This is a genomic window from Streptomyces sp. NPDC020983 (genome assembly GCF_044333485.1).
Lineage (GTDB): Bacteria > Actinomycetota > Actinomycetes > Streptomycetales > Streptomycetaceae > Actinacidiphila.
In genome coordinates this window covers 16,949-39,245 of record NZ_JBIRRA010000028.1, presented here as the reverse complement: position 1 = coordinate 39,245, position 22,297 = coordinate 16,949, and the positions used below count along the sequence as shown (strand labels likewise).

The following is a 22,297-nucleotide window of genomic DNA, read 5'->3' as shown; positions in this document are numbered from 1 at the left end:
TCCAGGGCGCGAGCGGAGCGATCGGCGGAGGTGGACAGCAGTGAGCGCGCACGAAGTGCCAGGCACGCTGATGGTCGAGGGTTTCCGAGCCCGCCGGAGCTTCGGCTTCGGCGGTCTGACCCGGACCGCCACCATGATCGCGGCCGGTGTCCTGACGGCCGACGGCCTGATCGCTACGCAGGCGCCGCTGTCGATGCTGGTGACCCTGCCGGTGACGGCGGGCGTCTTCGGGCTGGCCGCCGCCCGGCGGCACGGCATGTCCGCACTGTCCTACTACTGGGCCAAGGCCTCCTGGCGGCGGGCGGCCCGCTACGACGGCACCTCCTACCGGCGGCTGCTGCTGCCACACCCGTACGCGCTGGACCTGCCGGGCGTCGGCGCCAGGTGCACCCTGATCAGGGCGCACGACCCGACCAGCGGCCGGGCCGTCGGGGTGGTCCACGACCGGGCAACCGGGCACATGACCATCACCACCCTCCTCGCGCCGGGCGGGAGCCTGATGGCGCCCACCGGGGCGGTGCAGGGCGCCCTGCGCACCTGGTCGTCAGTGCTGGACGCGATGAGCACGGACGAGCAGGTCAAGGGCGCGAGCGTCACCATCCAGATCACCCCGGGGGCGGGCGAAGCGCTCGGGGATGACGTGGCGGCCCGCCGAGACCCCGGCGCCCCGCAGCTGGCGCAGCAGCTCATTGACGAGCTGGTCCGCACCACGCCGCGCGCCACCGCAAGCGTCGCGCCCTGGATGAGCGTGACCGTCGATCCCAGCGCGAGCGCCACCCCTCCGGTCGACCTCGCCGAGCAGGTGGCCGAGGCGCTGCGGGTGGTCGACGGAATCGACCTGTCCGGTACGGGGACGGATATCGAGCGCCGGGCAACCGACGTCGACCTGCGGCGGATCGTCAGGTCCGCCTACGACCCGGCCGCCTTCAACAGCCGCGACGCGGACTTCGAGGAGTTGTCGTGGGCGGAGTGCGGGCCGCAGGCCGCCGACGACGGGTGGGAGGAGTACGCGCACGACGGCGGGGTTTCCGTCAGTTGGGTGCTGCGCGAGATGCCGCGGCGCCCGATCCCCTACAGCGTGCTGCTGCCGCTGCTGGCCCCGGGTCGGCACCAGCGGCGTATCACCCTGATGTACCGGGTGCTCGACCCGGCGGAGGGCGAAGCGGTGCTGGAGCGCGAGATCAGCGCGGCCCACCAGCGCGCGCAGGCGACCGCGGAGATCAAGGGCCGGGCGAAGTACAGTCAGCGGGCCGACGCGCAGCGCGCGGAGAAGGCCGCCGCCCAGGTCGCCAGCGGCGCGCAGGTGGTCGACTGGACGCTGATGGTGACCACCACCGCCCGTTCCGCCGAGGATCTGGCCGCCGCGCGCCAGGAGCTGGCCCGCGCGGTGAAGGCCACCCGCGGCATCCGGATGAGGTCCGCGTACGGTGCCCAGGCCGCGATCTTCGCCGCCCAACTCCCGATCGGCTACAACCCGCTGGTGAAGGGCTGACGATGGCGCGCAGATCCAAGCCGGTGCCGGTGACCACGCCCAAGCGGGTGGTTAGGACAGCCGAGCAAGTTCCGAGCCGCGAGGAGCGGCAGGCCGCGAAGCAGCTGAAAGGCCGCTTCGCGCCCAGGTTGGGGTGGGGTGGTCGGTTCGGCGGCCGGGCGGCCGTGGAGGACACCGGCACCGTCTACACCGGCCCGACCAGCCAGGCCGCAGGCCTCTACCCCTTCCTCCTCGGCAGCGGGCTGCCGCCGCGCGGCGTCCCGGTCGGGCGGGACGTGCTGACCGGCGAGCTGGTGTGCATCGACCCGGCCGGGTGGACCGGCAAGCTGACGACGAACCCGGGCGTGTGGGTCATGTCGCAGCCGGGCGCGGGCAAGTCGGCGCTGGTCAAGAGGATGTGCTTGGTCTACTCCGCGTACGGGCACATGGTGTGCGTGCCTGGCGACGTCAAGGGGGAGTACAGCACGCTGATCAGCGAACTCGGCGGATCGGTGGTGCGGATCGGCGACGGCATCGGCCGCCTCAACCCGCTCGACTCCGGCCCGCTCAAGGGCCGTGTGCACACGCTCGCACCCGAGCGGCGCGAGGCCCTGCTGGACATCCTCAACGGCCGGCGGCTGGAGACCTTGGTCGCGCTACTGTCCACCAAACACGGATTGGGCAGGGCGCCGGACGAGATCGAGCGCAGCGCCCTGGACACCGCGGTGCAGGTCGCCTCCGCAGCTCAGCCGTCCGGTAGCGACCCCATCGTCTCGGACGTGGTGCGGGTGCTGCGGGCCGCTCCCGAGGAGCTGCGGACCAAGCTGGCCGCGGAGGGTGACCGGTACCAGGACCTGACCCGGTCGGTCATCGCCGGACTCGACAACCTGATCGGCGGCCCGCTGAAAGGCCTGTTCGACGGCCAGACGACGACCCCCTTGAACATCACCGCGCCCGCGGTGTCGGTGGACATCTCCGCCCTGCGCGCCCGCGGAAACGATGTGGTGAGCGCGGGCATGATCGCCACGTGGGCGTACACCTACAGCGCCATCGACTCTGCCCGCAGCATCGGCCTGATGGACCGTTCGCTGGTGCTGCCCATGGATGAGATGTGGCGGGCACTGCGGTCCGGCCCGGGCCTGGTGGACGCGATGGACGCCATCAGCCGCCTGAACCGGACCACGAACGATGTGACGATCTACGTCACCCACTCGCTGCTGGACGTCGAGGCGCTGCCGACGGAGATGGACCGGGCGAAGGCCCGGGGCCTGATGGACCGGTGCGACACGTGGGTGATCGGCGCGTCCTCCGAGGAGGAGTTGCGCCGGGTCACCGGCAAGCGGTCCCTCACCGAGCAGGAGCGCATGATGATCGGCTCGTGGTCGTCGGCGACGAGCACCGGGCTCGACATCGAGCCGACCTACGACGACGCCGGCGAGAGCGCGGCGTTGGAGGACGAGGGCGGCCGGCACCCGGGCCGCGGCAAGTACCTGGTGAAGGTCGGGGCCAGGCCGGGGATCGCGGCGGCCCTGGAGCTGACCGGGACCGAGCAGCGGCTGTACCGCACGGACACCAACCGGCGCAGGCTCACGACTTCGACCGCCGCAGGAGGTGGTAGCTGATGATGACGGACAACGACCGGGCGTGGGCGGCCGGGGGGATCGCCATCGGCGGCGTCTTGACGCTGGGGGTCTCGACATGGGCCGGGGCCGCGGCCGGCGCGAAGCTCACCGGCGACCGGGCGGCGGCTTTCCCGCTGTCAGTGGTCGACGCCTACCGAATGGCCCACCACTGGTCCGCGGCGTGGCCGCACTCCCAGACCGCGTCCGTCACCGGGGCGACCCTCGCCGACCTGGCCGCCGTCGTGTTCATCGTCTGGGGCCTGCGTTGGACGTTCAGGTGGTTCCGCAACCCCAGCAGCTTGGCGACGCTGCACCAGGTGCGCGAGCTGACGCCGAAGAACGCGGCCCGCACCGCGACCCGGCTCCGCTCGTCCCTCAAGGGCACCAAGCCCTCCAAGGTCCGGCCGCGCGACCGCGGCGTGCTACTCGGAGACCACCTGCCGTCCGGTGTCGAGCTGCGCGGATCGGATGAGGACACCTACGTCGCCATCATGGCGCCCCGCGCCGGCAAGTCGACCAGTCTCGCCATCCCCGTGGCAGAGGAGGCGCCCGGACCGTTGCTGATGACCAGCAACAAGGCCGACGTCTACGCCGCCACCCGCGGCTCCCGTGCACGAGCCGGGCAGACCTTCCTGTTCGACACCCAGGGCGTTGCCCAGGCCGAGCGGGACGTGTGGATCGACCTGGTCGCCCAAGCCGAGACGCTGGAGGGGGCCGAGCGCCTGGCCTCGCACTTCGTCAACCAGATCACCTCGGAGCAGGCCGACCCCTTCTGGAGCCAGGCCGCCGGAGACCTCCTCACCGGCCTGTTCCGGGCCGCATGGTGGGAGGGCGCCACCGTCCGCGAGGTCATGCGTTGGCTGTCCGATCCGAAGGAAAAGGCGCCGCTCAGGGTCCTCTACGAGCACGAACCGGTGCTCGCCGAGCAGGTCGACTCTTCGATCAACATCGCGGAAGAGACGCAATCGGGCATTTACCAGAACGCCCGTACGGCCATGTCCGCGCTCCGCGACGAGAAGACGCTCGCGTGGGTCACCCCCGACAAAGACCGCCCGCGGTTCGACCCCGAGGCGTTCGCCACCAGCAAGGACACCCTGTATCTGCTGAGCAAGAAGGGCGGCCCGTCCTCCGCGCTCGTGGCCGCGGTCGCCGACGCGGTGTTCACCGCCGGCACCGAGGCCGGTGAGCGCCACGGCGGGCGACTGCCCGAGCCGATGCGCGCTGTCCTGGACGAGGCCGCCAACATCTGCAAAATCGCCGACCTCCCCGACCTGTACTCGCACCTCGGGTCTCGGGGGATCACGCCGTTCGTGATCCTCCAGAGCTACCGCCAGGGCGTACGGGCGTGGGGCGAGGTCGGCATGGACTCGATGTGGTCGGCCGCCACGAAGAAGGTCATCGGCGTCGGGATCGACGACGCCAAGTTTGCCCAGGACATCAGCAGCCTGACCGGCGCCCACTTTGTCGAACGCGGCTCGTACTCCAAGAGCAAGGACGGCACCAGCCGCAGCTGGAGCGAGCAGCGCGAGCAGGTGCTCGATCCCGCCGAGATCCGCGCCATGCGCAAGGGGACCGCGCTGCTGATGTCGACCGGTATGCCGGTCGCGCAGATCGGCCTGCGGCCCTGGTACGCGGAGAAGGCGCTGGCGCACATCGGCCCGCAGATGCGCGAGGAAGAAGCCGCCATCACCAAGCGCGCCGTGGGGGCATACGAGCTGCGGAAGGCGACGCGCAGTGGCCGATGAGCACGACGGCGAAGATCCGGCGCTGGACGTCCCGGTCACGCTGTTCGAAGACGTCGAGGACCTCAAAGCCGCAGTCGCCCGCCTGACGGCCCAACTCGAAGCCCGGACCGGCAGCGGGGGAGAGGAGCCCGGCGAGGCCTCCGCCGACGACGAAGCGGCGGCCGGCACGGAGGCCCCCGCGGCGGAGGAAGAAGAGGAGTGGAAGTACCCGCCATTCATCCTGCTGCTCGACCCTCCGGAGTACGACGCAGAGCTGCGGGGCCTGGTCGAATGGGTCGAAGGCGTACTCGTGCCCGGCTACCTCGCCGAGCCGAGCAGCGACGCTCGCTGGTGCCACCTGTGGTTCGAGCACCCGGTGGCCATCGCCCGCCTGCACGCGGCGTGGCTGGCCTGGCAGGAGTGCACCGACCCGGCATCGTGCGGCTACACCGGCCCGAGCGTGTGGCACCGCGACCACCTGGACCCCGCCCTGCGGGAGCTGCGCGGGTCGACCGGCCCGTTCGCGGGCTGCGTCAAAGGCGAGCACGCTCTCGCCCACCGCCTGCCCAGCGTGGTGCCCAGCGCCTGGACGCACGCCGAGGACTGAGCGACCACGCGAGAGCGAAGCCCTGGCGTTGGCGTCAGGCTTCCGGCCAGGACGGGGCCAAACTCAGGCCGTCATCCAGGTCTTCGGGTGGTGGTGGGCAGCCCTGTTCGCACACCGGATTCCACACGCTGCCGGTCCAGCGATGCCCGCACGCCAAGGTGCTGTCGTCGCGGTCCGCCCACGGTTCCAGCGCCGCCTGCTCGCGCTCGGCAGTGCAGTAGGCGTCGCAGTCGCCCTTGTCCGGGTGCCCGCAGTCCATGAGGTAGGTCACCGGCTCATCCTCGTGCCGCATCTGGCCGGCGGCGGTCCGGCACGCCCGGCCGCCGCCCGGGGTCACCCTCAGATCCCGGCAGCCGCACCCGCGTTGAACCGGGCGGGCGCCAACTCACCCCAGAAACTCACCTCTTAAGAGGTGAGTTTCCGCTAGGATGGACCCATGACCACCGAAGCCACCGCAGCCCTCATCCCCGAGCCCGCCTCCCCGCCGTCGCTGGAGGTCGTCCCCGACCCGCCCGCCGAGGTGACCATTGCCGACATCGCGGCGGGCGTCACCGCTGCCCTGGTCGACGCCTGGAATGCCGTCCGGAGCCGTCACCCGGACGTCCCCGAAGCTGTCGTCAGCATGGCCACCGGCGGCCGGGCGAGCATGGTCGAGCTGGCGCACTTCGCGCCCCGGCGGTGGCGCCTGCGGGATGGCGACGGAGTCCACCACGAGGTCTTCGTCACTGCCGAGTCGCTCGCCGACGGCGCAATGAAGGTCTTCGGGTACCTGCTGCACGAGGCCACGCACGCGGCCAACGAGGCGCGGGGCGTGGATGACTGCTCGGCCAGCCAGTACCACAACAGGGCGTTCGCCAAGACGGCCGCCGAGCTGGGGCTCGTCCAGCGGGAGGGTGTCGACGCGAAGTGGAGGAAGAAGTACGGCTTCGCCGGCACGGAGCTGGACGAGGAGGCCGCGGAGGCGTACGCCGACCAGATCACCGCCCTGGACAAGGCGATGCACGCCACCCGCACCCCCGATGTCTTCGCCACCCGCACACGCGGGGGCAGCGGGGGCGGCAGGGGCAAGGCCGACGGGACGGGCGGCGACGAGGTCGAGGGCACTGACGAGGGCGAGGAGCCCACGGGCAGGGAGAAGAAGGAGGACCGCAACTACGTCAAGGCCGTGTGCGGATGTATCCCGGCGGCGGTCATCCGTGTCTCGCCGAAGACCCTGGAGCGCCGCAACATCCTGTGCGGCGACTGCGGCAGGAACTTCCTTCCGGATCAGACCGAGTAAGGATGGTCAATCTGGCCAGATAAACCGCGGGCCTCGGTGGTCCCCTCGCAGAGGGGGGCGCCGAGGCCCGCGTCGTTGTGCGGCCGTCCCGTTGTGGCACGCCAGGTGCAGGCAGCCGCAGCGGGGGAGGGGTCAGGCGAAGTGCCGGGAAGCGGCGGTGATGAACCGGTCTGCTGCGGCGATGGCGTCCTGCCGCAGGGCGTCGAGGGCTTCCCCGTCGGCGGCGCCGCGTAGAGCGAGCACGGCGCGCGCCGCCTCTTCGGCGGCCGGTGCGAGCGAGGGCACCAGGATCGCCACCAGCACTCTCGGTGCTTCCAGGTCGGAGCGGGTGGTGTGGGATTCCGCGCGGGCCGCCGCGATGGCGTTCGCGTCGGCGCCGTCGAGCCGCAGCCCTTCGCGTACGGCCATGGTGCGGCGATGGCCGGCGACGGCGGAGGCGAACGCGGTGACGGCCTCCAGCTCCCTGTCGCGGCGGTGGTCGTCCCGGGTCTCGGCGCGGGTGGTGCGCGCCGTTCGGTGCTGGAGGCCTCCGGCTACGACCGCTCCGAGCAGCGTGCCGACGACGGCGATCAGGGTGGTCAGCATGCGTCTTCCTCGGCGGTCGGCGGCCGGTTGTCCTGGCCCGTCGTGCTCGCGGAGCTGCTGCTGGCGCCAGGCGGGGGGACTGGGCCGGGGCCGGTCGCGGCCCGGCTGTCGATCAGCTGCTGCACGAGGGAGCGCGGTGCGTCGGTGGGGTCCGGGGTGCGGGGCATGGGTACCTCTCTGCTGGTCGGTGGGGCGGGTTGTTGGTGCTCGCCTCAGTCGGCGAGGAGCCGCAGGCGGCCGGAGCGCACCGGTGCCGGGTTGTTGCCCGGGTCGGGCCAGTCATCGGCGCACAGGCCGTAGGAGGGCGGCGACCAGGTGGCCGGAGCGTAGTGTCGGTAGACGTCCTCCCACGGGGCGGCGAAGTACGCGGGCAGCAGCCCGCCGCAGTTGGGGATCGGGTCGGGCGCCGCCGCGTTCTGCTCGCGGACCTGTTCGGCGACCCGCTTGGCGTGGTCGACGTGCCGCTTGCAGAACCAGTGCGGGAGCACCCAGCCGGTTCGCGGGTCCAGCTCCAGCACCTTGTGGTGGGAGTCGGCCCCGCAGATGCCGTGTGCGTTGCGGGGGTCGACCGGCGGGACGTAGCCCGGGTCGACGTGCACGACCGGTTCGGGCAGGGGCCGCAGCGGCACCACGGCCTCATCGTCCAGGGGGGATGGGGCTTGCCGGGGACGGTAGACGTACGGGCGCAGCCGCGGGGCCTCGCAGCCCGGTGCCCCGCCTGGTCCCCAGTCGGCCGCCGCGCGGGGCGGCTCGTAGCGCGGTGCGTCGTCGGCGACCAGGGCGTCGAAGCGGGGGAGGCCCGCTCCGTCGCGGCCCAGTGTCCGGGCGGCGGTGTTGAGCACCCGCCCGGGCTCGCCGGGGGCGATGAAGAGGGCGTAGGCCACGGCGAGCAGCAGTTCCCGCGCCGGCGGGGCGGCCCGCCGGTCGCGGTAGATGCGGTGCACGGTCTCCGCGTGCGTCTGCGCCCGGTCCAGGCGCGGGGAGTCGTCTGGTGCGGTCACGCGAAGACCTCGACCAGGCGGGCGGTCACCTGCTCCTCGGCCCGCCGCTGGGAGGCGAGGTACTGGCTCCAGGTGCCGCTGTCCCAGCGCTGCGGGATGCCGTCGCCGAGGTCGACGTCGACCAGGAGGCGGGGGCCGACGTCCCGGGTGAGGACCGCGGTCAGCGCGGCGGCGTCGTGCAGCGGCTTCATGCCCTGGAAGGCCCGCTGGCGGTCGACGCGGGCGCGGGCGGAGGCGATGCGCACCTCCAGGGCGACCAGCGGCAGCGCGCCCCACTCCAGCAGCACGTCGCCGTGGCAGGCCTCGTCTTCCTCGCAGGGGCAGGCCAGGTCCATGCCGTGCAGCTCCGGCATCCGGGTCAGGAGCTTCTCCCGGCGCTGGTCGGCCTCGTCCGCCGCCCAGTTGGCGCGGCTGCCGCGCAGCCAGCTGCGGAACTCAGTGATCACCATCGTGCGGGCCTGCGGCTCGGCGTAGCCGATGTCCACGAGCTGCGCGACGGTGAACGGGTTGCCGAAGTCGGAGGTGCGGTCCACGATCTTGCACCCGGGCGGCTTGCGCCAGCCCTTGGTGCGCTCGCGCTTGATACGGACGTTGGGCATCGGTGCCAGTTCCTTTCTCTGGTCGGAGGCGGGTTTGGTAGGTCAGCGCGTCGGCCGCGCGTGGATCGGGATGTGGATCTCCCCGCCGCCGCAGTCGAAGTCGGCCCACTCGTGCTCGGGGGCGAGCGTCCAGCCGTGTTCCGTCGCGGCGCGCACCGTCTCGCGGACCGCCTCGGTCCTGTCGGCGTAGTCCCCGAGGGCTACGGACGCCAGCGGCAGGGAGAAGTCGGAGGTGTAGGTGTCCACCGAGGCCAGCCACTCCCCACCGGTCTGGAGGAGCAGGAGGTGGGTGGCCACCATCCCGGCGGCGGCGGCGAGTTCGAGGTAGCGGGTGTGGTCGGTCTGCATCACCAGTCCCTCGTACTCCGGGAAGTAGGTGCCGAGGTCCCGGTGTGCCTCCTGGTCGCCCTGCTGCGCCTTGCGCAGCGCGGCGACGGCATCCGCGATCCGCTCGGGGGAGATGACGTCGTTGGACACGGTGACTCCTGTCGGGGTGGGGTGGACCTGGTGTACGGCGGTGAAGCCCTCGGCGAGCAGGGCCGGTTCGGTGGCCTCGCACGCGAGGGCGTGCTGCCAGCGCAGCGTGTCGTCGGGCACGCGCCGGTTAGCCGGCCGCGCGGCATTGCGGGCGAGGCAGGTCTCCAGGCCGGGGACGATGCGCAGGGCGACGATCGGGCGGCGGTGGCGGCGGGCCAGCTCGACCAGCCCGGCCCGCACGCGGGGCTCCACGTTCGTGCTGTCCACCAGCACGGTCGCGCCGACCCGCAGGTACTGCTCCAGCAGCTCGGTCTGCCGCGCGACGGCCGCCGGGGTCACCGACTGGTCCCCCGCGTCCCCACCGATCTCACGCCGCAGACTGTCGAGGCAGACCACCACGTCGACCGCCGCGGACTCGGCGAAGGTGGACTTGCCCGCCCCGGCCGGGCCGACGGCCACCAGGAGCGTGCCAGGGGCGAAGGCGGGGCCGAAGGTGACAGTGTCGGCGTCGCGGCCGGGGCGGAGCTGCACGGGGCTGTCGCCGCCGCGGGCCGTGTCGTGCTCGCGGCCGGAACGCGGGCAGACGACACGGTCGTCCGGCAGGCGCGTCCAGTCCGGGTTTCCGGCGACCTGGTCGAGCGCCAGGGCCGGGGTGTCGTCCCAGCACCAGTTCTCGCCATCCGCGTCGAACTCCACGCCGCACACGTCGCACAGGGCGATGTGCAGGGTCTGCGTCCTGATCGCCACCGTCAGTCCTCCCCTCGGGTGAAGCGCTCCACGGCGGCGGCCAGCTCGCCGGACTCGGCGGCCTCTTCGGCGTCGGCCAGCCGGTTGAGGACGGTGACCACGGTGACCGCCGGGTCGAGCCGGGAGGCCTCCCGCAGCGGCTGGTTCAGGATCTCGTAGCCCGCGACAAAGCCCGCGTGGAAGCGGCAGTGGCCGTCCTCGCCGCACGCCGGGCAGTTCTCCCAGTCGGCCGCGTCGTACGGCACGACCTCCATGGGCAGGTCGGCGCCGGCGGGAAGCTCCAGCGCGGCGTGCAGGCGGCCGACGCCGAAGGCGCGTAGCGGCCAGTCCTCCGGCATGTCGCGCAGCTGCACGGCGAGCGCGGCGGCAACCGCGGGCTGGTGCTCCAGCAGCGTGCGCCACAGCGCCTCGGCGGCGGCCATCGGGTCGGGCGGACGGGGCTCAGCTTCCATGACGTAACCCTTCACTCGGGGGGTTGATGCGGACACGGGAGACCGGGCGGGGCCGCTCGCAGACGAGACAGCAGGCGTCCGCCCGCCCGTTGTTGGTGTCGCAGTCGGGGCACTTCCACACCTGCTCCGGCGTGTCCTGCGGCTCTACGCGAAGGTCCGGCAAGCCGTGCTCGCGCATCACGTCGGCCGCGGTCTCGATCAGCGCGCCGGACAGCTCGACCTCCATCTCGTGCAAAAGCGCCGGGTGGTCCTCGGGACGGTGCCCCCACTCGATCAGCAGGTTCGCGGCGACGTCGCGCATACCGCTCAGCGGCGACCAGTAGCAGGCACGCAGCCACGCGGCGTCGTCCCGCGGCGGCGTCATCACGCTGCCGCCGTCGTACGGATCTGGGAGACGTAGACCAGGCACCGCTTGCACGTCGCGGGTTCGCCGCTCGGCTCCTCAACCAGCTGGAGGGGCTTGGCCCGACCGGGCGTCTCACACAGCGCGCGGCCCGCCAGGTGGCGCCGGCGCCGCCCGGAGACGGCCTCGGTGAGCGGCACGACGTGCCGCAGGCGCTCGCGGACACCGCCGCGGATCAGGCCGTACCGGTTCTCCCGGACGACGACCTTGACCAGGCAGGTGCGCAGCGCGGCGACCCACGCTGCGGCCTCGGCGCGGCGGTGCTCGGCGATGCGCTCCGCCATGACGGCGCGCACCTTCTCCGTGTTCCGGGCCTGCTCCTCGATGGCGGCCTGCTCGGCGCGCTGAGCGCGGGTGACCGGCGGGTTCGGCTCGGCCTCCATGGCGATGAACAGCAGGTACATCGTCGGCCAGTCCCCGAGGGAGAAGGCCGCCGTGCCGACGATAGCCGCCGCCCACTCGCGGTTGTGGAACTGGCGGCGGGCGCGGACGACGTGGGGGTCCACGAACGGCCCGGCCTCGCTGCGGGCGCGCAGCCGGAGCGCGGTGATCTCCGCGTCGGTCAGCCGGGTCGGCCGGTCGTCGCCGAAGGGGTCGGGCGGTGGTTCTGTCACGTCGTTTCCTTCCTCGTAGTGGGCTGGTCGACTTCGGGCTGGTACGGCACCAGCGGGGCTCGGGCGGGCAGGAACAGCGGGTGCATGGGCTGGCCGGCACGAGTGGTGCCCAGCGCCCACAGGCGCGCGCCGTGCCGGGTCAGGATCGCCTCAACGGCCGGAGCCCTGTGCAGCGTCGCACCCCATACCCCCCACCCGACGATGATGTCGGCCGCCTGCTCGGCGAGGAGCGCCAGCAGGGCGTCGGTGTGCTCGCCTACCGCTTCGGCGAGCGCGGCCGGGGTCCTGGTCCGCAGCGAGCGCGGGTCCGTCGCCCGCAGCGAGAAGCAGTTCGCCAGCACGATTCCGGCGTACCCCTCCCGCCTGGCGAACGCCCGTACCCGGCGCAGGGTCGGGTCATCGCTGTGGGCGGAAGCCGTGGAGGGGTTGAGGAGGACGAACACGGCGTGCGGGCCGTCGTCCCAGGTGCGGGTGAGCGCGTACCGGTGCACAGCCCCGGCGCCGAATACCGCCGATCCGGACGGCTCGCCGGACAGGGTGTCCGCCGGGCTGTGCTGGACGCTCAGAGCGCGACCCCTGGCCCACTCCACGACCTGCCGGGGAAGTGCCGCGGTCACCGGGTCACCTCCGTCACGGCCCTGCCGTTGACGACGGGGCGGTGGGGCGCGGCGAGGGCGGGCGCCCCCGCCAGCAGTCCGAAGACTGCGGCGGGGACGCCCGCGAGAAGGGGCGCCACAGCGGGGGAGCGCCTCCTCAACGGGACGCACCTCCAAAGGCGGCCGTGGTGGACAGGTCGGTGTGGCGGGGGTGGGGACGGCCGCCGGAGTCGCCACCGGTGCGGCCGTCGCGCTCGTGCGGCGTCGGCCGCTGCGGGAGCTGGGGCTTGTCGTCGGAGCGGATCACTGGGCACCACCGCCCGAGACGATGACGGTGAACGTGTCGTGGGTGGTGTTGTAGTGGGTGTGCGCCTCGGGGTGCCCGGACGCCCGCTGGTCGCTGGCGTCGCGCTCGGCGTGGATCGTGGCCCGGGGGTCGCCCGCCGGGTAGGAGGCGACGGTGCGGGGGTCGGAGGTGCAGGTGTGCCTAGCCACGGCGCACCCCCGAACCGCCGCCGGCGCCGATCGTGGCCGACGGGCGGCCGGTGGTGGTGAGCGTGCGGCGCACGGCCACCACGCTGATGCTGCTGATGGCAAACTGAGCCATGGGATATCCCTCTCATCCAGGGGTTTCCTGGCCCGGCGGGCGTGTCATCGCCTCCGGGCGGAGGGGGCCGGGGCTGCAACCCCGGTCCTCTCGCTTCTTCACTTATGCATCCGCGTAGCGGGTGCTCACGGCTGCTGTCTTTCTCGGACCACCTCCTTGGCGTTGCGCGGGGTCGGGGTAGTCATCGGTCAGCTCCGCGGGGCGTGGTCGGCGTCGCGGGCCGTGTCGAGGTGGGAGGCGTTACCCAGCTCGTCCGCCTCGTACGGCTGGAGGCAGACGTGGCACTGCATCACGCCGTCGTCCTCGTCCTCGTACGGGTCGTCACCGGTCGGACGCGAACCGCCGTCGAGGTCCACGGGGTTGTAGCCCGCGGCGGCGATGGTCACGGCAGTGCTGGTCTTGCCCGGGCCGCCGGAGACGAGCCCAGCGGCTTCGGCGGCCTGCTTGGTGGTGACGATCCGGGCCAGGGCCTCGCGGAAGACGCCCACGTTCGCGGCGTTCATCGTGTAGGCCTCGGCCTTCTGCCACGACGGGTGGTCGGGGTCGTCCACCTTCTCAATGGGCGCCGGGGTGCCCTCGGGCCACCAGCCCTCGCGCACCCCGCGCGGGATCGCGCGGGACAACGCGACGGTCGGGCCGTTGAGCTTGCCGACGACGCGGCGCAGGTGGTCGGCGTCGGCGTAGCCGTCGCAGTCCACGAAGACGACCTCGGCGAAGCGGCGGGCGCCGCCGGGCAGCGAACGCAGGTAGCGTTCGGCCCGGTCGACGGTCCATCCGGTCTCCACGGTGGTGATGGTCAAGTCCGCACCCTGCTGCGCAGCGAGCGCGAGCAGTTCTCTGGCGAAGTTCTCGTCCGCGCCTTCAATGGTGATCTTCATGGGGCCTTCCGACAGATACTTGCCCGGTTCTTCGGGTTCTACATGGGGCAGTCTGCCTCTCCGGACCCCCGTTCGTCTAGTCCCCGAAGAATCGGGCCAGAAATCTAGACACGTTCGAGTGAAGTGGTGGCGGCGCCGGTATCGGCTCGGATAACGTGTCATATCCGAGGCGATAAAACGGACATGACGAACCGTCGGTCCCGAGGAAGAGGAAGCGAACGCGCATGCGAATCGTGAAGATCGGCGACCGGGTCTCCGGCACGGTGCTCGGGCAGGACTACACCGGCACCGTCGACAACGTCCACGGACGCGGAGGCCGCTACGCCCGCGACGCCGACGGCGCGCTGGTCGAGGTCGAGCCGTCCACCCCGGAGGCGGTGCACATCGCCTCCGACGTCCCGCTGACCACCCCGGCCGGACGCACGGTCCACGGCGTGCTGCTGCGCGGCCCGGAGGAGATCGGCACCCTGACGTTCCTGGACGAGGCCGCCGAGCCGGGCGCCGACGCCGGCAGCGCGGTGGCGGAGATTTCGCGGTGACCGCCCGGCTCGCACCGGGGTCCGAGATCCTGTTCATCGAGGCGACGGCCACCGGCACGGTGCACCTGTTCGTGCAGCCGCCCGAGGACGAGGACCCGCCCCGTGAGGAGATCATCATGGACGGCAGCGGGCGGGCGCTGGCCGCGCTGCTGGGCACGCCCACGGTCACCCGGTGCGGAAAGCCGACGTTCCCGTACAGCCCCAGCCGCGGCGCCCGCCACCAGATCACGTACCGCTTCGCCGACGGCCAGCTGTGCGTCTCCTGCTACCGGACGCTCCACCCGGACGACCAGGCGCGGGCGTTCGACCACCCTCAGCCCGACGACGCCGACGCGGCGTAGCCGATCGCGGCCCGGGTGTGGACGCCGCCAGTGTCCGCACCCGGCCATACGGTCGCACCCAGAGCCCCACGAGGAGGGACTTGCGATGAGTCGCAGCAGGCAGGCCCAGCAGCTGGCCCAGCACCTGACCGAGGTCACCGGGACCACGGTGGAACTGGTCTACGACAACGGGTCGCGTTGGCACATGGGTTGGACGGACGGCCCTACGTACGAGGAGATGCGCGCGCACCTGGACGCTGCGCTGGCCGGGCACCGCTACGCCGAGATGCGCGACCGCAAGCTCGCCCCCTTCCGCTCGAACTCGGAGCGGGCATGGGCGGCGCGCGCCATCGCCTCTCGGCGCGAGGGCACGCTCGCCCCGGCGGTCACCGCTGGCGCGGCCGACCGCCGGGCCACGGGACTGCCGCGCCTGCGACTGGGCACCGCGGAGCCCGAGAGCGAGGAGTATTACGCGCTGCTCAGCCACGTCGAGACCCTGGCGCGGACGACCTCCTACCCCGAGCGGCCGAGCGCGCCCGAGGACGAGCCGCTGATCGAGCAGCTGCTCGCGGCCGGCACCAAGAAGAGTCCGTACCACGACTGGCCGATCACCAGCGAGCACGACATGGCGCGCGCCCTGCTCGCCGCCATGCAGGCCCCCGCCGGGGACCAGCCGCCCCGGCTCAGCGCCGTCCCCTCCGGCTCGGAGCAGAACCGGTGACGGCCGAGGCCAGGGGCGCGGACGCCCCGCAGGGTGAGGCAACTCCCGTAGGCGACGGGCAGCTTGCGCTGTTCCCGGTGCGGACCAGCCGCCGCATCGTCTCCTACGCCCGCCCGGACGGCGGCCCTCTGACCGCCGACGACTTCGACCACCTGGCCCGGCTCGCCCGCACCGCGAGCGGGGCCGCCCCGACCCACGAGAGGCCCGCACCGTCATGCCGCTGAGCGTCCCGCTCGTCCTGGACCCGGGTCACCCGGGCCGCTTCTACACCGTCCACCTGCACCGCGCGGGCTGGGACGCCGACATGTTCTCCGTGCCGCTGACCGCCGAGCACCTCGCGGCGCTGGAGGCCAACGCCAGCAAGGGCCTGACCATGGTCTCCGAGTGCGTTGCCGCCGAGCTGGCCGAGCCCGACGTCGAGGTCACCCGGCGCCCCGACGGGTCGGCCGAGGCGGTGGCGCGCGTGCTGTGCGACTCCGAGGCCTGCGCCGCCGTCGCCGAGCGCTACCGGCGCGACGCGGATGCGGAGATCGAGGCCGAAGCTGCCCGCGTGTGGGCCGCCGGTCAGTTCCCGGGCCACGACGTGCAGCTCTTTCGCCACCCGGCCGAGCTGGCGCAGCCCGTCCCCAGCACGATCCTGGCCGGTGCGGACATGCTCGCCGCCCTGCTGACCTCCCAGCGGCAGCGCACCGGCGGCCAGGCCGACACGGTCGTGCTCTTTGAAGACGAACTGGCCGCGCTCGCCGCCGGCGTGCGCGCGAACACCGTGCTGCCCGGCCTGACGCCGGACGAGGCGAAGGCCGAGATCAGTCGGCTGCTCAGGCAGAGTCGCACCCCGTACCCGGCCAAGGCCGACCGCACGGCGCCGGTCGCGCACCGGCTCACCGACCTGGACGGCGGTGCCGGAGCATGACCACCCCCTACGCGATTGCCGCCTACCTGGGGTGGCAACAGCCCCTCTCCCATCGGTCCGATTGCGCTCGCCCGTCGTGGGAGGTGACCACCAGGACCGAGTACGACCAGCGCTGGGGCCGCTTCGACGAGGGCGGGCACAGCTGCCCGAACGAGGACTGCAACCACCACGACCGGTATGACCGGCTCACCGTGCGGATCGTGTGCCACTCCTGCCACGTGGTGCAGCTGATCACGGGCGAGGAGCACAGCTGGGCGGGGACCACCACGGCGTCGATCGGCTACGGGCAGCCCCCCAAGCGCGCCGGCGGGCTGTGGCTCTACCCCGGCCCGCCGCTGCTGGAACGCCTCAACCCCGAGCCCAGCGCCTACCTGTGCACGCTGGAGAAGGTCGCGGAGCTGACGGAGAAGGACATCGTCGGCGCCATCGCCGAGGAGCACACGAAGCGCCACCGGCTCGTGTGGAGCGCGAGCGCGCTGCCCACGGTCAGCGCCCCGCTGCCCGGTCACACGGCCCCGTACGTGGCCTGGGCGAAGGACAGCGGCGACCAGAGGTTCCCGACCGTGGCCGCCGCAGCGAAGTGGGTGAAGGCCCAGGTCGACGCCGCTACCGAGGAAGCCGCTGCGCCCGGCTCCGGCGCGACCGGCGGGGCGGGCTGATGGCGATGGCCAGGACGAGCAAGGCGCTGGAGGCCTGGCGCGAGCTGAACGACCGCCAGCAGGGAACCCTGGCCGTCATCTTCGCCCTGGACCAGGAGACCGAACAGGGCCGCCGGCAGGGCGCCGCCCGCGGTGAGTACGACAACCGTCCCGCCTCGGAGTGGCGGACGATCGACTTCGCGCACGAGCCCTCCGACCGGCGACTGTTCGGCTTGACCACGATGCAGGCCCGGTTGGCGGGCAAGGGCTGGGACAACCAGGGCAACGGCTCGACCATCGCCGCCCTGGCCGCCCGCGGGCTGCTGGAGCGCGCCATGCGCGGGACCGCCTTCGGGGTCATGCACCAGGTGCGGCTGACCCGGGCCGGACGGGCGGCGGCCCGGGTCGGAACGGCCAACACCCCTGGCGGGCCGCGCAAGGCCGCGCTCGGCGAGCGGTCCTGGCAGGTGCTGGCGCTGCTGTGGAAGGCCGACACCCGCGGCGAGATCCTGAAATGGGGATACTCCGTGACCGTCGAGAAGGTGCTCATCGCCAAGCACGTACCGCCGCTGGCGGAGTTCGTCGCCTCCGACGGCGGCGGCTACCGCATTACCGACCGGGGCCGGGACTTCTACCGCGAGCACTACACCGCCCACGCCGCGGCGCACCCGAACGTGACCGCGCCCCACCCTGACGGCGCCCGCGCCGAGCCCTGGCCGACCGAGGCCGACAACCGGCTCGCGCGGCTGGCCCGCACCCACCGGGCGCTGGGGCGGGCCTGGAAGGAGGCCCGCGACCAGTACCAGGCTGCGGCAGCCGAGGCCGACCCGAAGCCCCCCACTGGGATTGCCGCCGGGCAGCGCGAGCAGTACGAGCGGGATCTGCCCGCCGAAGTCGCCCGGCTGCTCGCCGAGCGCGCCCAGCTGTGGCAGGACACCGCGCGGCAGCGCGCCGAGCAGGCCGCCGACGACACCGAACGCCTGGAGCAGCTGCTCACCGACGCTGCCCGCGCGTGGGCCGCCGCCGCGCTGCACGGCTTCAACGCTGCGGTCACCGGCGACGACCCGCTGACCGTGCTGCCCGCCGGGGACGACCCGGACGAGTGGACGGAGCCCCGTCTCGTCCCGCCGGCGCAGACCGGCGTCCACGGGCTCGATGACGACGCCGGGCGCCTGTACGCCGCGGCGGTCGGCACACCCCGCAAGCGGCGCGGCCCGGCACCGAAGAAGCGTCGCGGCTTCGCTAGGCCGCCGCAGACCCCCGCGCCGGGGACACCCTGCGCCGAGCTTGCGCAGTGGCTCACCGGCCAGCTCGCGGGCGGCAGCCTCGTACGGCGCCTGCACCCGAACCGACTGACCACCGACATCCCCGCCCCGACCGACCAGGCCAAGGAGAACCAGCCGCAGTGAACACCAACCAGATCGACGGCACCGCCGTCGTCACCACGTACTTCGAGGACCGGGTCGCCGCGGCGGAGAAGGAGGTCGAGGAGGCCCGGTCCGTGCTCGCAGCCGCCGAGGCCAAGGTCGCCCAGCGGGAGGCCGAGCGGGATGCCTTCGCCGCGGACGGCTCGATGCACCCGGCCGCCTACAACTCGCCGACCGGCCAGCCGGAGTGGGAGCTGTGCCACTGGGCGGCCACCCGCATCGGCCGCATCGCGTTCAAGGACATGAGCCCCGACGGCGACCGCGCCTACGAGCGGCTGATGGAGGAGCAGAGCGCCGCCCACCTGTGGCTGCGCGAGCACGGCTACACCGTCCCTGACGAGTTCGAGGGGCAGGCGTGAGCGGGCCGGACGAGCAGGCGCACCAGGCGGACACCGCACCCACCACTGAGGAGATCGACATGACCGACCCGGACGCGGCGTTCACGGCCGCGCAGATCCACCGGCCCGACGACGTTCCGGCCGCCACGACGCTGTCCGCCCTGGTGGCCAAGCGATCCGAGGCCGGTCAGCGACTGCTGAACAACCGGCTCCCCGCCGACTTCCCGCACCAGGTCGACCGAGGCACCGCCGACGACGCGCTGACGCAGCTCGCACTGGGCGAGGCGATCCGCCGGACCGTTCGCAACGAGCGGTGCAGCATCGTATGGGAGGCGTTGCAGCTTGGGGCGAAGTGGGACCAGGTGGCGGCGGCGCTCGACACCACCGAACTCGCCGCAGCCGACGACCTGCGTGTCTGGGCCGAGGGGCAGTGCACCCTCTACTACCAGCTGCTCGCGCAGAACCCGGACAACCGGATCGGCCTGGACCGGGAGGAGCACGACGCGGTGATGCGTCACGTCGCCTTCGCCTACGGCCGCGTCGCCGTCGAGGCCCGGGACACCCTCGCGCAGCAGAAGACGGCCCGGCTGCGGGCGGCGGTCGCCGCGGCGCCGATGGTCGAGACCGTAGGCGCGATGCGCGCCCTGCTGGAGCAGCTCCCCGACGACATGTCGCTGTCCCTGGACGACCACCACCGTGCCCTGCCGGACGAGCCGAACCAGGTGCACACCGTGCACCCAAGTCTGGTGGGCACGGTCGCCGGGCTGGGCACCCCGGCCGAGAGCAAGCAGACTGGGCTGCTGCTCACCCAGGTGTACGTGCCCTTCCCCGCCGACGAGGAGGAGCAGGCCGCCGTTGCCACCCGCGACGACCTTCCCGCCTACGGCGAACTCCCTCGCGCCGCCCACTACCTGGAGCGCGGCCAGCTGCGCCCGGGCCTCACCGACACCGCCGAGGTGCTGGACGAGGTCGCCCACCTGGTGGGCGAGGTCGCGGCGGGCTACGTGGAGACCGGATCGGCAGGGCTGGCCGCGCTGGAGGTCGAGGCCGAGCGGATCACCCAGGCCGCTACCCGGGTCCGCAAACTCGCCGGTGAGGTGGAGGCGGCGGAATGACGACCGCCGAGGAGTACGGGACCGCACTGGAGCCGGTGGAGGTGGTCGACGCCGAGCTGGTGGACGCCGACGACACCCCCGGCGTCGGCGCGGTCACCGTGCCTGACCCGGTGGACGCCGTCCTCGCCGCCCTGGACGCGGACGCCAAGGAGCACCTGAACCGCATCCGGCCGAAGAAGACCAAGGACGGCTACGCCCGGGACTGGGCTCTGTGGGCCGAGTTCCACGAGTGGCTGGAGCAGCGGACCGGCACACCGCTGCCGCTCAACGAGGTCCGGGTCGGCACGATGGTCGCGTTCGTGACGTGGCTGGACGAGGTCAAGGTGGCCGCGCCGAACAGCATCGAGCGGCGGATCACCGGCGTCACCTCGGAAGCGCGGCAGCGCGGTTACATCGTGCCGAAGGAGGCGACGGAGGCCGCACGCCGCGCGCTCAAGCCGCTCCGCCTGGACAAGAAGCGGCAGGCGCGCGGCCGAGGCCAGGCAGCCGCCATCACCCCGGCCGACCTGCGGACGATGGGCACCGCCCCGCTGGAGCGCGCGCCCGAGGCGGGTGCCCGACGACGCGTCCACCGGATCTCGGAGCTGGCCCGGCTGCGGGACCAAGCGCTCAACGCGCTGAAATTCGCTGTGGCCGGGCGCAACGAAGAGATGTCCGAGATGGACGACCCGTTCATCCGAGTCGTGGACGAGGGCCTGATGGTGCACGTCCCCTCGGTGAAGGGCCGCCCGGGACGGGACGCGCCGGTGACCTACGGCGAGCACCGCGCGAGCTGCCCGGTGCGCTGCTGGCTGGCCTGGCACGAGGCCAAGCTCGCCGCCGGCGCCGACCCCGACGGCCCGGCGTTCCTGCCGGTCGACCAGTGGGGCCACCTGGGCACCGAACGGCTGTCGCCCGACGGCGTCGGCCGCGCGCTCGCCCGCTGCGCCCAGTACGCCGGGCTGACCGGGCGCCGGATCACCGGGCACTCCGCCCGGCGCGGGCTGGTCACCACCGGCCGCAAGAACGGCAAGCGGCCGGAGAAGCTCCGCAGCCAGGGCGGCTGGTCCAAGACCAGCGCGGTCTTCTGGGAGTACGTAGACGAAGGCGAGGCGTTCGAGGACGCCGCGACCGATGGGATCGGCCTGTGAGCGGAAGTGCGTTGGGCGGGACGCTGTACGAGGGCACCCCGCCCGCCCTGGCAGTTCCCACCGGCATGCAGACGGACCAGGGCGTCATCGTCGCCCTGGTCCTGGTGGTGGACGAGGGAGTGCCTGACGACGTGGTGCACGACTTCGTCACCCGCTACCGACTCGTCCCCCGGGAGGAGACCGCACGGGCCGCGGACTCGCAGGCCCGGTGGACGCTGGAGCACGACGGGCGGGTGACGATCCAGCTGCTGTGCGAGCAGAGCGCGGCCCGCATCGTCATCCCCTCGGACCCCCGCATCCACCAGTGGGCGGCCCTGGCCCGCTACGGCGGCGGAAGCCTCTCCCTGATCGTGGCTCCCGGTCTGCCCGACACCGACCTTGCGACCCTCGGCCGTCACCTCGGACCGCACGGCGGCCCGTACTGGCACATTAGCGTCGGCTGCATCCCCGCCTGACAACACGATGAGGCGCCCGAAGCCACCTCTCCTGGCTTCGGGCGCCTGTTGCACTGCGGGACATCAGGCGCGCGTCGCGTCCTCCGCGGTGAGAGTGACGGTGTCGCAGTAGTGACACCGCATCCCCTCCGGCAAGTCCACCGTGGTACCCATGCACACCGGGCACAGCCCGCGTTCCAGCACCGGCCCCCGGCCGGCACGGCAAGCCGGGCACACGTCCCGGTACACGCCGCCCGGGGCGGTGATCTCCCACCCGGACTCCTCCGCGTGGACGCGGGCCTCCGCCGCGGTGAAGAGGGAACCGAGGTGCAGGGCCAGGCAGTTAGGCCCCGCGCAGGCGAGCGCGAGCACGAGCGTCACAGGGCCACCTTCTCGGCGACGGGGGCGGTGGGGAGCTTGGCCAGCGGGGACCGGTGCCCCGCCGGTGTCTCCCGGACGGCAGCCCAGTCGATCCGGGAGGAGCGCAGCACCCGGTCGAGGTCGGCCTGCCGGTAGAGCCGGACGATGACGCCCTTGTGCCAGGTGGACATGGTGGTCTCAGAGTGGGCCAGCAGGCCCGCGCGCAGAAGGTGGTCGAAGTCGGCGGAGCGCAGCCTGAGGAAACGGGCCGCGTCGTCCCGGGTGTACGTGCGGCCGGCGGCGGAGGCCCGCGCGACCTTGCGGCGGTCGGCGAAGCGCTCCAGGGTCAGCCCGCAGTACAGGGTGTGGCCCTTGTACTCCCCGCGGGCCGGCAGGTGTCCGCGGCGGGCCAGCTCGGCGGCCGTTCCCGGGTGGACGGTGATGCCGAACCGCTCGGCAAGGTGCTGCTCGGCGCGGGCGGCCCCCACGTCGGGGAGCGTGCCGACCTGCTCGCGCAGCGCGTCGACGCGGCCGGAGACATCGGTGAAGATGGCCGCTGACCAGCGGCCCCCCTGGTCGGCGGGCGGGATGAGGGCCAGGCGTAAGGCCCGCTCGAACTGCCACTCGGCCAGGCCGATCCGGTCACGGAACTGGATCGGCCCGTACGAGGCCAGCGGCTTGGAAACAGCAGCGGTCACGT

Annotated in this window: 31 protein-coding genes; 16 read left to right on the top strand and 15 right to left on the bottom strand. The window is 72.9% G+C overall.

Translation table 11 applies throughout. The features are described from left to right. Positions 1-40 precede the first annotated feature (40 nt). From ACH4SE_RS35795 to ACH4SE_RS35780, 4 genes are read left to right on the top strand one after another with little or no spacing between them, the layout of a single operon-like run. On the top strand, positions 41-1,492 hold the full coding sequence (locus ACH4SE_RS35795) for an SCO6880 family protein (RefSeq protein WP_398547757.1): 1,452 nt from the start codon (positions 41-43) through the stop codon (positions 1,490-1,492). Between the two features lie 2 nt (positions 1,493-1,494). Continuing rightward, entirely contained in the window at positions 1,495-3,093 is a 1,599-nt protein-coding gene (locus ACH4SE_RS35790) for an ATP-binding protein (RefSeq protein ID WP_398547756.1), read from the top strand. Next, positions 3,093-4,838: a TraM recognition domain-containing protein gene (locus ACH4SE_RS35785; protein ID WP_398547755.1), complete on the top strand. Its 1,746-nt coding sequence runs from the start codon at positions 3,093-3,095 to the stop codon at positions 4,836-4,838. The genes ACH4SE_RS35790 and ACH4SE_RS35785 overlap by 1 nt, the downstream gene beginning before the upstream one ends. Beyond that, on the top strand, positions 4,828-5,424 hold the full coding sequence (locus ACH4SE_RS35780) for a DUF4913 domain-containing protein (RefSeq protein ID WP_398547754.1): 597 nt from the start codon (positions 4,828-4,830) through the stop codon (positions 5,422-5,424). Before ACH4SE_RS35785 ends, ACH4SE_RS35780 begins: the two co-directional genes overlap by 11 nt. Positions 5,425-5,458: 34 nt before the next feature. Here the strand turns inward: ACH4SE_RS35780 and ACH4SE_RS35775 are convergent, their stop codons facing one another. Next, on the bottom strand, positions 5,459-5,695 hold the full coding sequence (locus ACH4SE_RS35775) for a hypothetical protein (RefSeq protein ID WP_398547753.1): 237 nt from the start codon (positions 5,693-5,695) through the stop codon (positions 5,459-5,461). Positions 5,696-5,860: 165 nt separating this feature from the next. Here ACH4SE_RS35775 and ACH4SE_RS35770 point away from each other — a divergent pair, with 165 nt between their 5' ends. After that, on the top strand, positions 5,861-6,703 hold the full coding sequence (locus tag ACH4SE_RS35770) for a hypothetical protein (RefSeq protein ID WP_398547752.1): 843 nt from the start codon (positions 5,861-5,863) through the stop codon (positions 6,701-6,703). Positions 6,704-6,835: 132 nt separating this feature from the next. Here the strand turns inward: ACH4SE_RS35770 and ACH4SE_RS35765 are convergent, their stop codons facing one another. From ACH4SE_RS35765 to ACH4SE_RS35710, 12 genes are all read right to left on the bottom strand, one after another. Further along, entirely contained in the window at positions 6,836-7,288 is a 453-nt protein-coding gene (locus tag ACH4SE_RS35765; protein WP_398547751.1) for a protein kilB, read from the bottom strand. Further along, a complete protein-coding gene (locus tag ACH4SE_RS35760; protein ID WP_398547750.1) occupies positions 7,282-7,455 on the bottom strand; it encodes a hypothetical protein in 174 nt (57 codons plus the stop codon). Before ACH4SE_RS35760 ends, ACH4SE_RS35765 begins: the two co-directional genes overlap by 7 nt. A 45-nt stretch (positions 7,456-7,500) precedes the next feature. Beyond that, complete coding sequence (locus tag ACH4SE_RS35755; protein ID WP_398547749.1) at positions 7,501-8,289, bottom strand: hypothetical protein; 789 nt, start codon at positions 8,287-8,289, stop codon at positions 7,501-7,503. Then, positions 8,286-8,888, bottom strand: coding sequence for a DUF4326 domain-containing protein (locus ACH4SE_RS35750; protein ID WP_398547748.1), 603 nt, complete (start codon positions 8,886-8,888; stop codon positions 8,286-8,288). The genes ACH4SE_RS35755 and ACH4SE_RS35750 overlap by 4 nt, the downstream gene beginning before the upstream one ends. A 42-nt stretch (positions 8,889-8,930) precedes the next feature. Continuing rightward, entirely contained in the window at positions 8,931-10,112 is a 1,182-nt protein-coding gene (locus ACH4SE_RS35745; protein ID WP_398547747.1) for an AAA family ATPase, read from the bottom strand. Positions 10,113-10,114: 2 nt separating this feature from the next. Continuing rightward, on the bottom strand, positions 10,115-10,564 hold the full coding sequence (locus tag ACH4SE_RS35740; RefSeq protein ID WP_398547746.1) for a hypothetical protein: 450 nt from the start codon (positions 10,562-10,564) through the stop codon (positions 10,115-10,117). Further along, complete coding sequence (locus ACH4SE_RS35735) at positions 10,554-10,928, bottom strand: hypothetical protein (RefSeq protein WP_398547745.1); 375 nt, start codon at positions 10,926-10,928, stop codon at positions 10,554-10,556. Before ACH4SE_RS35735 ends, ACH4SE_RS35740 begins: the two co-directional genes overlap by 11 nt. Next, positions 10,928-11,581, bottom strand: a complete 654-nt coding sequence (locus ACH4SE_RS35730) for a hypothetical protein (RefSeq protein WP_398547744.1) — start codon at positions 11,579-11,581, stop codon at positions 10,928-10,930. Before ACH4SE_RS35730 ends, ACH4SE_RS35735 begins: the two co-directional genes overlap by 1 nt. Further along, the gene (locus ACH4SE_RS35725; RefSeq protein WP_398547743.1) at positions 11,578-12,198 is read right to left on the bottom strand and encodes a DUF1643 domain-containing protein; all 621 of its coding nucleotides are present in this window, start codon (positions 12,196-12,198) and stop codon (positions 11,578-11,580) included. The genes ACH4SE_RS35730 and ACH4SE_RS35725 overlap by 4 nt, the downstream gene beginning before the upstream one ends. Further along, on the bottom strand, positions 12,195-12,317 hold the full coding sequence (locus tag ACH4SE_RS35720; RefSeq protein WP_398547742.1) for a hypothetical protein: 123 nt from the start codon (positions 12,315-12,317) through the stop codon (positions 12,195-12,197). Before ACH4SE_RS35720 ends, ACH4SE_RS35725 begins: the two co-directional genes overlap by 4 nt. Positions 12,318-12,480: 163 nt before the next feature. Then, entirely contained in the window at positions 12,481-12,672 is a 192-nt protein-coding gene (locus ACH4SE_RS35715; RefSeq protein WP_398547741.1) for a hypothetical protein, read from the bottom strand. Between the two features lie 300 nt (positions 12,673-12,972). Further along, entirely contained in the window at positions 12,973-13,662 is a 690-nt protein-coding gene (locus tag ACH4SE_RS35710) for a hypothetical protein (RefSeq protein WP_398547740.1), read from the bottom strand. A 224-nt stretch (positions 13,663-13,886) separates the two neighbouring features. Between ACH4SE_RS35710 and ACH4SE_RS35705 the strand changes: the two genes are divergently transcribed. From ACH4SE_RS35705 to ACH4SE_RS35655, 11 genes are all read left to right on the top strand, one after another. After that, entirely contained in the window at positions 13,887-14,201 is a 315-nt protein-coding gene (locus ACH4SE_RS35705) for a hypothetical protein (protein ID WP_398547739.1), read from the top strand. Continuing rightward, a complete protein-coding gene (locus tag ACH4SE_RS35700; RefSeq protein ID WP_398547738.1) occupies positions 14,198-14,542 on the top strand; it encodes a hypothetical protein in 345 nt (114 codons plus the stop codon). Before ACH4SE_RS35705 ends, ACH4SE_RS35700 begins: the two co-directional genes overlap by 4 nt. A gap of 85 nt (positions 14,543-14,627) precedes the next feature. After that, positions 14,628-15,242, top strand: a complete 615-nt coding sequence (locus ACH4SE_RS35695; RefSeq protein ID WP_398547737.1) for a hypothetical protein — start codon at positions 14,628-14,630, stop codon at positions 15,240-15,242. A 77-nt stretch (positions 15,243-15,319) separates the two neighbouring features. Beyond that, a complete protein-coding gene (locus ACH4SE_RS35690) occupies positions 15,320-15,466 on the top strand; it encodes a hypothetical protein (protein ID WP_398547736.1) in 147 nt (48 codons plus the stop codon). Continuing rightward, positions 15,457-16,155 (top strand): hypothetical protein, encoded by a 699-nt coding sequence (locus tag ACH4SE_RS35685; RefSeq protein ID WP_398547735.1) that lies wholly within the window; start codon positions 15,457-15,459, stop codon positions 16,153-16,155. Before ACH4SE_RS35690 ends, ACH4SE_RS35685 begins: the two co-directional genes overlap by 10 nt. Before the next feature lie 83 nt (positions 16,156-16,238). Continuing rightward, positions 16,239-16,814 (top strand): hypothetical protein, encoded by a 576-nt coding sequence (locus ACH4SE_RS35680; protein WP_398547734.1) that lies wholly within the window; start codon positions 16,239-16,241, stop codon positions 16,812-16,814. A gap of 5 nt (positions 16,815-16,819) precedes the next feature. Then, a complete protein-coding gene (locus ACH4SE_RS35675) occupies positions 16,820-18,202 on the top strand; it encodes a hypothetical protein (RefSeq protein ID WP_398547733.1) in 1,383 nt (460 codons plus the stop codon). Then, the gene (locus tag ACH4SE_RS35670; RefSeq protein ID WP_398547732.1) at positions 18,199-18,579 is read left to right on the top strand and encodes a hypothetical protein; all 381 of its coding nucleotides are present in this window, start codon (positions 18,199-18,201) and stop codon (positions 18,577-18,579) included. Before ACH4SE_RS35675 ends, ACH4SE_RS35670 begins: the two co-directional genes overlap by 4 nt. Next, the gene (locus ACH4SE_RS35665; protein WP_398547731.1) at positions 18,576-19,673 is read left to right on the top strand and encodes a hypothetical protein; all 1,098 of its coding nucleotides are present in this window, start codon (positions 18,576-18,578) and stop codon (positions 19,671-19,673) included. Before ACH4SE_RS35670 ends, ACH4SE_RS35665 begins: the two co-directional genes overlap by 4 nt. Further along, positions 19,670-20,803 (top strand): hypothetical protein, encoded by a 1,134-nt coding sequence (locus ACH4SE_RS35660; protein ID WP_398547730.1) that lies wholly within the window; start codon positions 19,670-19,672, stop codon positions 20,801-20,803. Before ACH4SE_RS35665 ends, ACH4SE_RS35660 begins: the two co-directional genes overlap by 4 nt. Then, on the top strand, positions 20,800-21,258 hold the full coding sequence (locus ACH4SE_RS35655) for a hypothetical protein (protein WP_398547729.1): 459 nt from the start codon (positions 20,800-20,802) through the stop codon (positions 21,256-21,258). Before ACH4SE_RS35660 ends, ACH4SE_RS35655 begins: the two co-directional genes overlap by 4 nt. A 63-nt stretch (positions 21,259-21,321) precedes the next feature. Here ACH4SE_RS35655 and ACH4SE_RS35650 read toward each other — a convergent pair whose 3' ends face one another. Together ACH4SE_RS35650 and ACH4SE_RS35645 are read right to left on the bottom strand one after the other, a co-directional pair. Then, a complete protein-coding gene (locus tag ACH4SE_RS35650; RefSeq protein ID WP_398547728.1) occupies positions 21,322-21,618 on the bottom strand; it encodes a hypothetical protein in 297 nt (98 codons plus the stop codon). After that, entirely contained in the window at positions 21,615-22,295 is a 681-nt protein-coding gene (locus ACH4SE_RS35645) for a hypothetical protein (RefSeq protein WP_398547727.1), read from the bottom strand. The genes ACH4SE_RS35650 and ACH4SE_RS35645 overlap by 4 nt, the downstream gene beginning before the upstream one ends. Positions 22,296-22,297 lie beyond the last annotated feature (2 nt).

Bases quoted from the DNA above. Each gene is read 5' to 3' on its own strand.
- ACH4SE_RS35765 (WP_398547751.1), bottom strand. From the start codon at position 7,288: ATGCTGACCACCCTGATCGCCGTCGTCGGCACGCTGCTCGGAGCGGTC.
- ACH4SE_RS35695 (WP_398547737.1), top strand. From the start codon at position 14,628: ATGAGTCGCAGCAGGCAGGCCCAGCAGCTGGCCCAGCACCTGACCGAG.
- ACH4SE_RS35705 (WP_398547739.1), top strand. From the start codon at position 13,887: ATGCGAATCGTGAAGATCGGCGACCGGGTCTCCGGCACGGTGCTCGGG.
- ACH4SE_RS35750 (WP_398547748.1), bottom strand. From the start codon at position 8,888: ATGCCCAACGTCCGTATCAAGCGCGAGCGCACCAAGGGCTGGCGCAAG.
- ACH4SE_RS35685 (WP_398547735.1), top strand. From the start codon at position 15,457: ATGCCGCTGAGCGTCCCGCTCGTCCTGGACCCGGGTCACCCGGGCCGC.
- ACH4SE_RS35790 (WP_398547756.1), top strand. From the start codon at position 1,495: ATGGCGCGCAGATCCAAGCCGGTGCCGGTGACCACGCCCAAGCGGGTG.
- ACH4SE_RS35785 (WP_398547755.1), top strand. From the start codon at position 3,093: ATGATGACGGACAACGACCGGGCGTGGGCGGCCGGGGGGATCGCCATC.
- ACH4SE_RS35770 (WP_398547752.1), top strand. From the start codon at position 5,861: ATGACCACCGAAGCCACCGCAGCCCTCATCCCCGAGCCCGCCTCCCCG.
- ACH4SE_RS35675 (WP_398547733.1), top strand. From the start codon at position 16,820: ATGGCCAGGACGAGCAAGGCGCTGGAGGCCTGGCGCGAGCTGAACGAC.
- ACH4SE_RS35760 (WP_398547750.1), bottom strand. From the start codon at position 7,455: ATGCCCCGCACCCCGGACCCCACCGACGCACCGCGCTCCCTCGTGCAG.
- ACH4SE_RS35740 (WP_398547746.1), bottom strand. From the start codon at position 10,564: ATGGAAGCTGAGCCCCGTCCGCCCGACCCGATGGCCGCCGCCGAGGCG.
- ACH4SE_RS35710 (WP_398547740.1), bottom strand. From the start codon at position 13,662: ATGAAGATCACCATTGAAGGCGCGGACGAGAACTTCGCCAGAGAACTG.
- ACH4SE_RS35660 (WP_398547730.1), top strand. From the start codon at position 19,670: ATGACGACCGCCGAGGAGTACGGGACCGCACTGGAGCCGGTGGAGGTG.
- ACH4SE_RS35735 (WP_398547745.1), bottom strand. From the start codon at position 10,928: ATGACGCCGCCGCGGGACGACGCCGCGTGGCTGCGTGCCTGCTACTGG.